Raw genomic sequence first — 13,680 nt, 5'->3', positions numbered from 1 at the left:
TTCAATATGTCCGACGTCAAGCCCAAAATGGGTATAACCGATCGAGTGGATAACTGCTAGGTCAGACAATACTGAATATACGCGTAAAAATAACACTACTATTCCCAAATAATAACTTATCACTGCAAAAGCAGTTCGAAGACTGACGCGTACTGTTGCAATACTTATCCAGAGGCTCATTGATTTTCAATAGAATTTACTCCGAAATTCGGCGTTCTTTCGATTCGTCTGTTCTTGTGAGCAATTTGCCATCTGGATCAATTGTGATAGTGACTGGTTTTAGAGGATAGGTTAAAATCTCATGAATATTATTCCCCTCAAGTCTAATCCGAACGCGTTGAGCCGAATTGTCACTGAACTTTATTGCTACGTCAACCAGCTCATCAACAGGCTTTAAGTTGAAATTCCCTTTCCCGTCTTCAATATATTTGTCGATAGTTGCCTGTAAATCTAAGGCATACGTACCATCAACCCGTTTCACTACGTTGGTTTTATCTATCCGAATGGCATACGTAGTGATTTGGGTAAACAACTCGTCAATTTTGACTGATTCAGAGGGAGAAGCTACAGCATGTAGTTCCGCCAGTAAATCGCAGGAAATGGGGGGCGGACCGGGATAGGCGAATTTTACGTAAAATCGCTGCAAGGCCCGATTAATTTTTTCTTCGCCCAATAATTTGTAAATCTGGTACATCACAACCATCCCTTTATCATACGCCAGATACGCTTTTGCTGGATTTAACCGATAGAGTGGTTCTTCATCGGCTGAGCTGCGGTTACTCAGGTAAATCTCTTTATGCACATTGACCCGGTCGGGCAGGTATTTTTCGCCATACGTTTTTTTGTGGATCATTAATTCGGTATACATAGCCAGCGTTTCGGTCAGGAGAAGACTGCCTTCCCGATAGTCGGGAGCAATCTTACTATTTCCCCACCAGTTATGGGATAGTTCATGGCTAACCATTTCGGTCAGAATATCCCGCTCGGGCTGATTATCCAGTTTCCGCTGATACCCAAATGATTCGTTGATAAATAGACTGCCCGGATAAGCCGTTCCGGCAAAACCTTTGGTAAAGGCTGAGATTTCGGCAAATCGAACCGTTTGGTAGGGGTACTTCCCGAACTGCGATTGGCAATAGTCCAGCGTTGACGTAGCGGTTTTGATGAGTCGTTCGATATTCTGTCCATGCTGTGGATGAAAATAAGCCTCTACGGTAATAGGACCATGTTTTATCGTTTTGACGGCGTATCGGGCGGAGGCCACTGCAAACCGAAACGGCATGGGCGAAGGGTTAACGTAGTGATAATAAGCCCGATTGAATTTTGTCCACTGTTTTTTTAATTCACCGATGCTGATCGCTGTCTGATTCGTATCGGTTGATACAATGGCGTCGAACCGGATAAAATCAACTGTGTTACGTCTCGGTGCCTGTAGGGCCAGCAGATTGTTAGCGGGGGGTAATTTCCGTTTTTTTCGTTCCCGCTCATTTTCGATCTCGTTGTCGACTACGTAGCCCAGTCGGGGAAAATACTTGCTGATACGTATAAAAGTCCCGTTTTTAAGGATGGTGTTAAACGAAGCGGCCTTTCGAAATGGCGAACCTGAATACCCAAATTGAAAACTAATACGAGTCGAATCTCCCATCTGTAACGGATGGTTAAGCCTGAATACGTAGTAGCCAATCGAATTGTCGGTATGCACCAGTTTACCGTTGGGTAAAGTCCAGTTCCCCCAATTCATTTCATTATCTCCATATATATAGAGTGTATCGATAGCCGCTGCCGACCTATTCACTAAGGTGTATTGTCCATTAACCTGATACCGCACTTCGGAGGGGAATAAATCAATTGTAGTCTCAACAGCCGTTATGGTCGGTTGAGGTTTGTTTTTCAGGAAAGCATACGTTGTTTCGTACTGTTGCTGCCAGTCGGCGATGTCTTCCCGGCTGCGGGTATCGGTCTCGCTGAAAATCGTATATCCCGTACAACTTGCGCCCAATAAGGCTACGACCAGCACGACCGTACGTCCCGAACGTAGCGAAAAACGGGGGGACGTAGCACGATTACTGAACCAAACGGCCAACAGGAACAGAATAACCGTAACACAAAACCAGTAAACCATTTGATAGTCAAAGCCGACCAACGTTCGGCCAAAGCCAGCCATTTCGCTATAATCGCCCTGAAACGTATTGGCAAACTTGACCAGTGGATGCCGGAGCCTCAGCAGTCCCCCCGCCGACGTATTGGTCGCCAGGACAACAATGCCCGCCAGTGCTATACCAACGTAGCGGTTTTGGACCAGTGCCTGTAGACAGATGATCAGTCCGGCATTGAGTGCGAGGGGAAAGCCAATCAGGTAGAAGAGCTGGGCGTAGAGCTGCCAGTCGATCCATACATATCCTTTTAGAAACTGAATACCCACACACATAACGATACTGCTTACGATCAGTATCAGAATAATTGGGAGTAACGATAACCATTTGGCTACGAGCCAGATACCCGAATCAACTGCTGTGGTTTTTTCCAGCCCATCGACCTGATACGTTCGGCTGTTCCAGTAAAGTTCGTTGCCGAAAAACACCAGTACCATCAACACAATTAGCGGCAACCCTGTCAGAATTCCGTCAATCATGATTCCGGTGGTGGCGAATTGTTCGGGAAGACGGGTGTTGCCGCCGATGTCGCTTAGGGTTTCGATACTTAAAAAACCGACCCAGCCCAGACAAACTATCCAAAGCGGAATCCCGGTGATAACCAGCCGAAAATCAATTGATACCAGATTCCATAAACAACGTAGCGGATAACCCAAACGCGTAAAATAGGGTTGAACAGGTTGGTAAACTCGTTCGTCAATGTCCGGCTTGTCGATTTGCTGGGTAGCTCGTTTTCGACCTGATTCGTTCGTGCTAAATGAAAATTTCCGGTAGGCGATGGCTAATAGACTGATCGAAAGTACGCCATAGAGCAACCGATTGAGTAGTAGCGAGCCACCCGGTTGCAAAAGCTGATTATTTCGCTGGATAGTAGTCCAGTAATACGTTTGTTCGAAAAAAGCGGCCAGCCCAAACGGATCGAGCAGGGCGGCCCAGCGCATGGAATCGACCGAAACGGGGGTGCTGTTGGCGATGAGGGGAGAGTTGGTAAAAAACGAAACGCCCCAGTATAAAAAGTACAGAAATACCCCTGCTACGTAGACCAGTAGTTTATTGTTGGCAACCAGTCCGATACAGCAGGCTACCGCCGTGCAGAGCAAAATATTCGGCAGGAGTAATAGAAAGAAGGGGTTGAGGTAATTTATCAGGTTAAAGGCCCCAAATTCCTCACTATGCGTTGCTTTGAGCAAATGCCCCGCCAGTAACCCGCTACTGAAGAGGAAATATCCGATCGTACTAACGGCAAAAATGATCGCAAACCGGCTAAGTACGTAAGGCATTTTACGTAAAGGGGTAGCGTAAAGAATGGCGTCGAACTGAGCGTCTTTTTCCCGGAATAGGGTTTGTGCCGCCAGTAACGTAGTGGAGAAAATCGCCAGCAGCGAGGTGAGGCCAATTACGTAATTGAGAACATACGTACCATTCTGATACGTATTCGGAAACGGAAACCGGGCTGCTGTGCCCATCAATCCGCCCAATACCAGAAATCCTGTTAACAGAACGTAGAAGGCCAGTTTTCGATAGATAAATCGCCATTCAAAGGCCAGTAACTGAATAAACATAGGTTAACGAGTTGATACCTTTGCGAAATAAACATCAGCCAGATCTGGTACTTTCGCTGTAAAACCATTGCCGGGATGTTGCGAAGCATACGTAGTGATATGGAGTTGCCCGGTCTGAAAATGCGACGAGATAACCTGATACGATTGTTGATAATGAGGAAGTTCGCTGGTCGAAATCGGTTTTGACCAGAGTTTGCCGGAAAAACTGGCGACAAAATCGTCGGGCCGTCCATGGGCAATCAACGTACCGGATTGGATGATGGCCATCTGGGTGCAGAGGTTTCGCACATCCTCGACCAGATGCGTTGATAAAATGATGATAACCTGCTGACCGATTTCGAGCAGAAGTTGATTGAATCGGTTGCGTTCTTCGGGGTCCAGTCCGGCGGTGGGTTCATCCACAATGATCAGTTGTGGATTGCCCAGCAGCGCCTGCGCTACCCCAAACCGTTGCCGCATACCGCCGGAAAACGTACTAACAGCCTTATGCCGATGCGGATACAGGTTAGTTTTTGCGAGTAGTGCCAGAATCTGGTCCTTCCGTTCGGTGGCATTTCCAACCCCTTTTAATACCGCCAGATGCTCCAGCAAGGTATAAGCCGATAGTTTCGGATAGACGCCAAAATCCTGCGGCAGATACCCCAGTTGTTTTTTGAGATGCACCGGATCGGCCACTACGTCGACCCCATTCCATGTAATACGCCCAGAATCAGGTCGTTGTAGTCCGACGATGGTGCGCATGAGCGACGATTTACCCGCTCCATTTGGTCCCAGCAGCCCAAACATGCCGTTCGACAAGGTCAGCGATACGTTATTGATCGCTGTTACGCCGTTCGGATAGGTTTTGTTTAGATTTTCAATGGTAAGTGTGTTCATTGTTTATGTTCAAGTGAAGGCAATACAATACCAGGCGACAGGTTTGTCGCCATTTTTTTCGTCGATAAAATGGAGAATTTAGTCGGCTACGTATTCCAGAATATCCCCCGGCTGACAGTTCAGTGCCTTGCAGATGGCTTCGAGCGAATCGAACCGGATGCCTTTGGCTTTCCCTGTTTTCAGAATGGACAGATTAGCTGGGGTAACATCCAGAATTTCAGCCAATTCTTTCGACTGCATCTTTCGTTTAGCAAGCATAACATCAAGGTTGACGACGATTGGCATAGTTAAAAAATTAAATCCTGTTCCTGCTGAAGATGCAGACCACGGCTGAAAATGACCGCCATAAAATACGCAAATACCCCTAATACGGTGTGAAGCATGGTCAGGATGACCAGCGTTTCTACTTCATAGGCATAGGCAATATGAAGAATCAGAAAGGGCAGGGGAACCAGAAAGTTGAGCAGGTAGAAAATGGTTAAGCGCGATACGCCTTTTTCGGTGAATAGCCGTTTTTCCCGGAAGGTCTTAAAAATATTGCCCAGCAACCAGAAAAACAGCCCGTACAACCCAATAAAGGCAATCATTTCAAAGATATAGGGAAAGCTGTATTCATCGCCAATTAGAAACCGCTTCTGCGTAAACGGGTAATTGATAACAAACCGTTGACCCCCATCGAACGGATGGACAAGCGATTTCTGAAACATAAAACAGACAATGCAATATAAGGCGGTAGCCAGATAAGGAATGGCCGCAGCCCTCGACAGATACAGCAGGCCGGTAGCAATGATACGTACCTTTTTCATGTAGTTGGTAATTTCTGTAAAGGTATATTTAATTATTGTAAAACGATAATTAATTTCTTTTAAATAATATTTACAAACAAATGTATACAGGATGGGTTGGCTTTAATAGACGGTTCTGGAAAGCAGGAATTTTAAAAACAGTATTATTGCTTTTGGCAATGTCGATTGCCAAAGCCTGATTACTTTAGTGTTTGATTAAAAAGTAGGCATGAAATTATTATTGGTTGAGGATGAGCTGAGTGTAGCGTCGTTTATACGTAAAGGAATTGAAAGTGAGGGATATGAAATCGAAGTAGCTTACGATGGGCTAATGGGTCAGCGGCTTGCCGAACGGAATATATATGATGTGATTGTTCTGGATGTGAATCTACCCCATATCAACGGGTTCGATCTTTGTCGGCATATCAAACAGCATTCGCCCCAGCAGGCGGTGTTGTTACTGACGGCTTTGGATGGGCTGCCTGATAAAGAAAGTGGTTTCGGGGCTGGAGCCGATGATTATCTGGTAAAGCCGTTTGTGTTTCGGGAACTGGTGCTACGTATCAATGCGCTGGCCCGTCGAAGCAGTGCGTTTGCAGGGATGAAAACGGTGCTACGTATCGCCGACCTCGAACTGGATACCGAAGCCCATGCCGTTACCCGCGCTGGTCAATCGATTGAACTGACAGCCCGCGAATATGCGCTACTCGAATACCTGATGATCAATCAGCGAAAAATAGTCAGTCGGGTCGATATTGCCGAGAAAGTCTGGGATTTGCATTTCGATACCAACACCAACGTTATTGACGTCTATATCAATTACCTGCGTAAAAAAATCGACAAAGGATTCGAGCCTAAACTCCTGCATACTGTAGTTGGAATGGGTTACGTATTGCGGTACTAGTCATGCAGATTAAGCATAAACTGATTCTTTGGTTCTCGTCGCTGGTAGCCCTGATTCTGCTGGTTTTTTCGGTGTACGTCTATAGTACCTACGCTACGTTCCGGCTGCGCTCGATTGAAGACCGGCTGGAACGGAAAGCCCGCGTCACCGAACAACTGCTGACCTTGCGGGGGACCGTAGCGGGCAGTGTTATTACGTCGATGCCCGAACAGGTCGAGTTTGTTTATTCGCCCACCGACAGCCTGATTTATGCCAGTCGGGATACCAACGATTTCATGCCGGATAAAGCGTTTCGGAATCAGGTTCGGCAACAGCGACTGGTTCGTTTTTCATACCAGAGCCCCGGTCATGTTCAGCTCAAAAACGGGGTGGCGCTTACCTATGCCGGACAAACCCCTTCGCCCGACGGGCGCGAATACGTAGCGGTTGTTACGGCCTACGATCAGGATGGCTACCAGCGACAACAGGAATTGCGGGATTTATTTTTACTGGGCAACGTAGTAGCCATTGGGCTGGTGATTCTGGCCGGGTATTTGTTTTCCCGACAGGCACTTCACCCACTGGTTCAATTAATCGGGCAGATCAATTCGCCAGACGCCAGCGTAGCCTCGTTTCGACTAAAGCCCGATAATCCACAGGACGAAATAGGCGTATTGGCGCAGGCATTCAACGATTTGTTGACACGACAGGAGCGGCTGGTCGACAATCAGCGGTCGTTTATTGCGCAGGCGTCGCACGAATTACGAACACCACTGACCACGATTAAAGGATGGCTGGAAACCTCCATGACCTATGATTCGGACGTAGCAAGTCTTAAGAAAGGAATGACGCAGGCCGTTACTGAACTCGATAAATTAACGGCGCTGGCCAACGGATTGCTTCAACTGGCACGTATCGACAGCGATGAAGCCCGTATTGACCGACAACCGCTCGAATTGCTGGACGTAGTGCTTGACGCGGCCGATACACTTGGCCAACAACGGTTGGGGCAGTCGCTGAGCGTAACCGTCAGTGATGGAGTTCTCGAACAGCCGACCTCGATTACCATTGTCGGAAATGCGTATCTACTCAAAACGGCACTGCTGAATTTGCTGGATAATGCCGTAAAGTACTCAAACGGGCAACCCATTACGTTATCAGTCGATATGGATACCGACGAACGGGTGCGGATACGTATTGATGATCAGGGAATTGGTGTACCATCTGGCGAAGAAGAACAGGTGTTCATGCCGTTGGTTCGGGGTGGCAACGTGCAGACGGTAGATGGTTTCGGAATCGGCCTGACGCTGGCTCAACGCATTATTGCCCTTCACCAGGGACAGCTTCGGTTGCTTCCAAGACCCGGTGGCGGTACCACGGCTGAAATTATTTTTCTGGTACAATCAGCCTGAACAGAAAGTTGGTGTTATAGGGGCTGGATCACAACCTTCTCTAATCTCTTCTAATATGCCTCTAATTTGGCTCTAATCTGGTGCCGGTAGGTTTGGGAACATTTCCAAATCGACATGCCTATCCGAAATAAAAAACGATACGTTGGGGTGCTGGCGGCCCTGATCGGTTGCTGGTCGGGTACGATCAATGCCCAGTCGAATCTCACAAATAAGCTGACGCTGGTAAAGGCGCTGGAACTGGCTCGCAGCAATTACCCCAGTATACGGAATAAACTGGCTACGATTCGGGCTACCGAAGCCGATGCACAGGTGTTGCGGCTGGCTTTGTTGCCGCAGGCGGGTCTACAGGCGCAAGTGCTGAATGCTACGTCTAATCAGGTACGGGGCGCTTACGTTTCCAATGGCGGGCTGGCGCTGCCCATTGCCGGAGTTCGAACGGATGGGTTTAATAGTCAGCCTTCATTTTCCAGTTTTGGCTCACTGGTGGTCGATTGGGAAGCCGTTACGTTTGGTCGCCGTCAGGCTCGTCGTGATCTGGCCCGGCTGACCACCGAACAGGCGCAGGCTGATTACGAAGCTGAATTGTTTACCCATCAGGTACGGGTATGTGATGCCTACTTACTGGCACTTAACGCGCAGAAATCCGTTGCACTCCAACAAAATAATCTCCAGCGGGCTCAGGGGCTGCAAATCATTATCCGCGCCAGTACCGAAGGCGGGCTACGTCCGGGTATCGATAGTTCCGTTGCAAATACCGAAGTGGCTCGGGCTCGATTGCAGGTGCTGGAAAGCCAGCAGATTGCCCAGCAGCAGGTATTGCGACTAACTGAATTGACGGGCGAACCCAACCCGACCGCTCAGTTAGATTCGATGGTGTTTTACGATGAACGACCGCTTTTGTCGATGGCTCCGGCTTCTGTTGGCCTGCATCCGCAATTGCGGGTTTTTCAGAAAGGAGTAGAGTTGGGACGAGCCAACGAAACCCTGCTGAAATCGGCCGCGCTACCATCGGTGTCCCTGCTTGGCTCCTTGCAGGGTCGCGGGTCGGGGATCAGCGAAGCACCCAATGCCGATGGTACGTTTCGTATCGATCCGTCGCTGGGTGCCGGGCTTCCCCCGCGCGCGTTCAACTATATTGTAGGGGTAACGGCTATCTGGCGACCGACCGAATTTTTTCGGACAAAATATGTACTGGCCGCTCAGCACGAACGAATCAATGCCATTCAGCAGAATTACGATCAGCAGACACTGGCGTTACGTACGGCCGACCAGAATGCACACTTGCAATTGCAACTGGCTCAATCGCGGGCAGAACAGGCTCCGTTACAACTGGATGCCGCCCGACAGGCTTACACACAGGCGCAGGCCCGCTACGAATCCGGACTGGACAATAGCCTGACACTGACCCAGACAACGGCACTGCTCAATCGGGCTGAAGTGGATCAGGCACTGACGACCAATGGCCTCTGGCGGGCGTTGCTGTTACGCGCGGCCACCGCTGGCGATCTGGATTCTTTCTTACAACGACTAACCCGCTAACGCCAACCGATATGATTAAAGCTGCTTTAGCCAAACCAATCACCATCATTGTCGCCTTGCTGGGCGTAGTGGTGTTCGCGGTGCTGGCACTTTTAAAAATCCCGGTCGATATTTTTCCCCGGCTGAATTTGCCCACCATCTACATTGCCCAGCCCTACGGCGGTATGACTCCCGCCCAGATGGAAGGCTTTATCGCCACCCGGTATCAGAACCAGATGCTCTACGTATCGGGGATTAAAAACGTAGAAGTAAAAAATATTCAGGGGCTTTGTCTGGTCAAATGCACGTTCTACGAAGACGTGAACATGGCGCAGGTATCCGGCGAAGTGGCCAATCAGGTGAGTCGGGTCATGAGTTATATGCCGCCCGGTACAGTACCACCAACCGTCGTTCGGTTCGATGCGTCCAGTTTGCCAGTTGGTCAGCTCGTGTTTAGCAGCCGCCGGGCTTCGCTGGGCGACATGCAGGATCTGGCGTCTACCCGAATTCGACCGTTGTTTTCGCAGATTCCCGGCGCATCGGCTCCACCACCGTTTGGCGGAAATGAACGAACGGTGGTCGTACGGGTATCACCCGAACGGATGCGGAGTTATGAACTGACGCCCGATGAAATTGTATCGGCTGTCGTGCGAAACAACCAGATTTCCCCCGCGGGGAGCGTACGTATCGGCGACTACACGGTGATGACCCCCAGCAATACCGTACTGGATAAGGTCGATGAGTTTATGAATATTCCCCTGCGGAAAGGCGTGGGACCAACGGTTTTTCTGCGGGATGTGGCAAAGGTTGAGGACGCGACCGATGTGCCGGTTGGTTACGCACTGGTCAACGGCAAACGGTCGGTATATATTCCCGTAACGAAAACCGCCGATGCATCGACGATGAGCGTCGTGAATGCGCTAAAAGAACGATTGCCCGAAATGAAGGCTCTCTTGCCTGATGATGTGCAGCTTACCTACGAATTCGACCAGTCGAAATACGTAACGCAGGCCGTGCACAGTCTGGGCGTCGAAGGAGGGCTTGGTGCCGTGCTGACGGGGTTGATGGTGTTGCTTTTTCTGGGCGACTGGCGCAGTTCGCTGATTGTGATTCTCACGATTCCGGTTTCGATCCTGGCGGCCATTCTGCTGCTCAATCTGGCGGGCCAAACCATCAATATCATGACGCTCTCCGGACTGGCACTGGCCATCGGTATTCTGGTCGATCAGGCAACGGTGGTTATTGAAAATATTCACCAGCATCTGGAAATGGGCAAACCCAAAGCCCGAGCCATACTGGATGCCTGTCAGGAAGTTGCGTTTCCATTGCTGCTCATTACGTTGTGTATTCTGGCCGTATTCGCGCCAGCGTTTCTGATGAATGGGGTTCCGCGCGGTATGTTTTTGCCCCTGTCGCTATCGGTTGGGTTTTCGATTGTGGTGTCGTACATACTATCACAAACCTTCGTACCGGTTGTATCGAACTGGTGGCTGAAAAATCATAACCATCCTGCACCGCACGAACTGAGTATTTTGCCTGATCTTGAGCAGACAGCGGAAACGAACCAGGAAGCGTATGAAAAGCAGAATCCGCAAAAAGTGACTGGTTTCGAACGGTTTAAGTTAGGCTATTTGCGGTTGCTTGACAAATTGATGAAACATCGGGGACTCGTCATGGTGGGGTATGGGTTGATTTGCGCCCTGCTGATTGGGATTGGTTTTACCCAGATTGGTCAGGATATGATGCCCCGGCAAAATCATGCCCGTCAGTTTCAGGTACGAATTGTGGGGCCGCAGGGACTACGTATCGAACGTACTGAAGAACTCACCAAAGAGGTAATCCGGCAAATCGGTGCTATTGTCGGGGCCAGCCACGTAGCGATTTCATCCGCGTTTGTCGGCATGACCCCCTCCAGCTATGGTACCAGCGCCCTCTACGTATTTAACGCCGGGCCGCACGAAGCGGTATTACAGGTTAACCTGTCCGATGACTATGAGGTGCGTTCTCTGGATGCATTAAAAGAACAGATTCGAAAACGGGTCCGGCAAAAACTGCCAAACGTTCGGCTGTCGTTCGAACCCATTGATCTGACCGATAAAATCATGAGTCAGGGTGCCCAAACACCGATTGAAATTCTGGTGGGCGGAAAAGACCTGAGCGAAGGACAACATTACGCCAATCGGCTGTTGACGCGGCTTCGGGAAATTCCCTACCTGCGAGACCTACGTATCAACCAGCCACTGAGTTATCCGACTATAAAGATTGAGGTAGACCGCGAACGGGCAGCCCAACTGGGGCTGAGCACCGACGAAATTGCGAAGTCACTGGTGGCTGCTACGTCGTCCAGTCGGTTTACGGCCAAAAATCTCTGGCTCGATCAGTCGAAAGGGTTTGCGTATCAGGTACAGATTGAACTGGAGCAGGAACACATGAAGTCAGTGGCCGATATTCAGAGTATTCCGCTCATGAAAGGCCAGCTACGGCCAACATTGGGCGACGTAGCGACCATTCGACCGGTTAACGTACCGGGGCAATACGACCGGATTGGTCCCCGACGTATCATTACGGTATCGGCCAATATTAACAATCAGGATCTGGGAACGGCCACGCGTGACGTACAGACAGCCATTGCAGCCGCTGGCGATCCGCCCAAAGGATCGGTAGTTGAACTGCGCGGAATGGCGCAGCTTTTACAGGAAACCCTGAGTAGTCTTCAAGTTGGTCTTGGGTTGGCTATAGTGGTTATCTTTCTATTACTGGCGGCTAATTATCAGTCGTTTAAAGTAGCCGGGGTGGTGCTGGTAAGTGTGCCGGCAGTGCTGGCGGGTTCCCTGACGCTGTTGCTGGTGAGCGGGCAAACCCTGAACCTGCAATCGTACATGGGGATTATCATGTCGGTGGGGGTGTCGGTTGCCAATGCGCTGTTGCTAGTTACCAATGCTGAATCGTTACGACTCCGGTATCGTGATGCCAAAGCGGCTGCCCGGGTAGCTGGTGCTGCCCGGTTGCGCCCGATTCTGATGACGGCCCTGGCTATGGTGGCCGGGATGATTCCGATGGCCAGCGGGTTGGGTGAATCGGGCGAACAAACGGCACCGTTAGGACGGGCGGTTATCGGTGGGCTTGTGTTTTCAACGGCAGCGGCCCTTCTTATTCTTCCGGTTGTATTTTCGGCCATTCAGCGAAAAACGACATTCGATTCGCCATCGCTCGATCCCGATGATCCTGAAAGTACTGTCTATGATGGTGGAACAAAGGTATCCACCGATTCTCTTCAGCCTACTTTAACCCACTGAACCCGTTTTCATTATGACGACTACGAAGCATAAAATACAGCCTAAACTCCGTTTCCTGTTGCTCATAGGTATAGGTTTTCTGATGAGCCGATGCAGTGATTCATCCTCGGCAAAAAATGAGATGAATGCGGCAGCAATGGAGGAAGAAATACGATACGAAGCCATTCGGGTATCGGCATCGCGTCCGGCTCGTGAACTGAATTTGCCCGGAGAGCTGGAAAGCTATTACGAAACTGATCTGTACCCGCGTGTCAGCAGCTACGTAAAGGCATTGCACGCCGATATTGGTGATCGGGTAGGGAAGGGGCAGGTGCTGGCCGAGCTGGAAGCTCCCGAATTGACGGCAAACCTGACCGAAGCGTTTTCAAAGGTAAAAGCGGCCGAAGCAGTTTTCAACGCCAGCAAAGGCACTTTTCAGCGGGTGTTACGTACCAGCCGCACATTGGGAGCCATTTCGCCGGTCGATCTGGAAGCGTCGCGGACGAAAGCGATTTCCGACAGTCTCGGTGTGGTTGCGGCCAACGCGCATTATAAATCGGTGGAACAGTTGGTTAGTTACCTGAAAATTACGGCCCCTTTTGCCGGAGTAATCACCGACCGTCGACTTTCGCCGGGGGCGTTTGTGGGGCCCGGCGGTCAGAATGGCGTTCCCCTGCTAAAAATCAAACAACTCGACCGGCTTCGCTTACGTATCGCCGTTCCCGAAGCGTATCTGGGTGATATTGAGCAGGGAAACCCGGTCAAGTTCTCGGTGCGTAGTTTTCCGAATCAAATCTTTACCGGACGTATCAACCGGATTTCGAACAGCGTTCGGCCCGAGACTCGTTCCGAACTGGTGGAGATTGATTTTCAGAATAAAGGCGGAAAACTGAAACCGGGCATGTTCGCGTCGGCCCGATTACCTGTCAGTTCAACCGGCGAAGGCAGTATCTACGTACCTAAATCGGCGATCGTGAGCGGAATGGATCGGACATACGTAGTGAAAGTGGTTCAGGGGAAAGTGGTACGGGTTCCGGTGCAGAAGGGAGATGATGCCATTGGGCAAACGCAGGTATTCGGCGAATTAAAACCGGGTGATGTTATTCTAAAAACTGCCAGTGAGGATATTGCTGATGGCGCCACGGTGAAAACGCAACTCGTCGATGCCTGATTAATAGGAGTTTAGTCTGTTGTGTCTGGAGGATTGGGTAAACGA

Annotated in this window: 9 protein-coding genes; 5 read left to right on the top strand and 4 right to left on the bottom strand. The window is 50.0% G+C overall.

All coding sequences use genetic code 11. The annotated features are described in order from the left end of the window. Nucleotides 1–196: 196 nt before the first annotated feature. From ACYVD4_RS07860 to ACYVD4_RS07845, 4 genes are all read right to left on the bottom strand, one after another. The gene (locus ACYVD4_RS07860) at nucleotides 197–3,715 is read right to left on the bottom strand and encodes a M1 family aminopeptidase (protein ID WP_460944152.1); all 3,519 of its coding nucleotides are present in this window, start codon (nucleotides 3,713–3,715) and stop codon (nucleotides 197–199) included. A gap of 3 nt (nucleotides 3,716–3,718) precedes the next feature. After that, nucleotides 3,719–4,591, bottom strand: a complete 873-nt coding sequence (locus ACYVD4_RS07855; protein WP_460944150.1) for an ABC transporter ATP-binding protein — start codon at nucleotides 4,589–4,591, stop codon at nucleotides 3,719–3,721. A gap of 78 nt (nucleotides 4,592–4,669) precedes the next feature. Then, nucleotides 4,670–4,876 carry a helix-turn-helix domain-containing protein gene (locus tag ACYVD4_RS07850; RefSeq protein ID WP_460944148.1) on the bottom strand — a complete coding sequence of 69 codons (207 nt, stop codon included), beginning with the start codon at nucleotides 4,874–4,876 and terminating at the stop codon, nucleotides 4,670–4,672. Nucleotides 4,877–4,878: 2 nt separating this feature from the next. Next, the gene (locus tag ACYVD4_RS07845; RefSeq protein ID WP_460944146.1) at nucleotides 4,879–5,397 is read right to left on the bottom strand and encodes a DUF2975 domain-containing protein; all 519 of its coding nucleotides are present in this window, start codon (nucleotides 5,395–5,397) and stop codon (nucleotides 4,879–4,881) included. 208 nt (nucleotides 5,398–5,605) lie between these two features. On the opposite strand from ACYVD4_RS07845, the gene ACYVD4_RS07840 reads away from it, so the two are divergent. From ACYVD4_RS07840 to ACYVD4_RS07820, 5 genes are all read left to right on the top strand, one after another. Next, nucleotides 5,606–6,280: a response regulator transcription factor gene (locus ACYVD4_RS07840; protein WP_460944144.1), complete on the top strand. Its 675-nt coding sequence runs from the start codon at nucleotides 5,606–5,608 to the stop codon at nucleotides 6,278–6,280. A gap of 2 nt (nucleotides 6,281–6,282) precedes the next feature. Continuing rightward, nucleotides 6,283–7,671 carry a sensor histidine kinase gene (locus ACYVD4_RS07835; RefSeq protein ID WP_460944142.1) on the top strand — a complete coding sequence of 463 codons (1,389 nt, stop codon included), beginning with the start codon at nucleotides 6,283–6,285 and terminating at the stop codon, nucleotides 7,669–7,671. A 114-nt stretch (nucleotides 7,672–7,785) separates the two neighbouring features. Next, nucleotides 7,786–9,210, top strand: coding sequence for a TolC family protein (locus ACYVD4_RS07830; RefSeq protein WP_460944140.1), 1,425 nt, complete (start codon nucleotides 7,786–7,788; stop codon nucleotides 9,208–9,210). 11 nt (nucleotides 9,211–9,221) lie between these two features. Next, entirely contained in the window at nucleotides 9,222–12,485 is a 3,264-nt protein-coding gene (locus tag ACYVD4_RS07825) for an efflux RND transporter permease subunit (protein WP_460944138.1), read from the top strand. Between the two features lie 13 nt (nucleotides 12,486–12,498). Next, on the top strand, nucleotides 12,499–13,635 hold the full coding sequence (locus ACYVD4_RS07820; protein ID WP_460944136.1) for an efflux RND transporter periplasmic adaptor subunit: 1,137 nt from the start codon (nucleotides 12,499–12,501) through the stop codon (nucleotides 13,633–13,635). Nucleotides 13,636–13,680: the final 45 nt, after the last annotated feature.

The sequence above is a fragment of the Spirosoma daeguense genome (assembly GCF_054776875.1).
This window is presented reverse-complemented; position numbering and strand designations above follow the sequence as displayed.

Excerpts from the sequence above, each read along its gene's own strand:
- ACYVD4_RS07825 (WP_460944138.1), top strand. The coding sequence starts at position 9,222 with ATGATTAAAGCTGCTTTAGCCAAACCAATCACCATCATTGTCGCCTTG.
- ACYVD4_RS07850 (WP_460944148.1), bottom strand. The coding sequence starts at position 4,876 with ATGCCAATCGTCGTCAACCTTGATGTTATGCTTGCTAAACGAAAGATG.
- ACYVD4_RS07855 (WP_460944150.1), bottom strand. The coding sequence starts at position 4,591 with ATGAACACACTTACCATTGAAAATCTAAACAAAACCTATCCGAACGGC.
- ACYVD4_RS07830 (WP_460944140.1), top strand. The coding sequence starts at position 7,786 with ATGCCTATCCGAAATAAAAAACGATACGTTGGGGTGCTGGCGGCCCTG.
- ACYVD4_RS07820 (WP_460944136.1), top strand. The coding sequence starts at position 12,499 with ATGACGACTACGAAGCATAAAATACAGCCTAAACTCCGTTTCCTGTTG.
- ACYVD4_RS07845 (WP_460944146.1), bottom strand. The coding sequence starts at position 5,397 with ATGAAAAAGGTACGTATCATTGCTACCGGCCTGCTGTATCTGTCGAGG.
- ACYVD4_RS07835 (WP_460944142.1), top strand. The coding sequence starts at position 6,283 with ATGCAGATTAAGCATAAACTGATTCTTTGGTTCTCGTCGCTGGTAGCC.
- ACYVD4_RS07840 (WP_460944144.1), top strand. The coding sequence starts at position 5,606 with ATGAAATTATTATTGGTTGAGGATGAGCTGAGTGTAGCGTCGTTTATA.
- ACYVD4_RS07860 (WP_460944152.1), bottom strand. The coding sequence starts at position 3,715 with ATGTTTATTCAGTTACTGGCCTTTGAATGGCGATTTATCTATCGAAAA.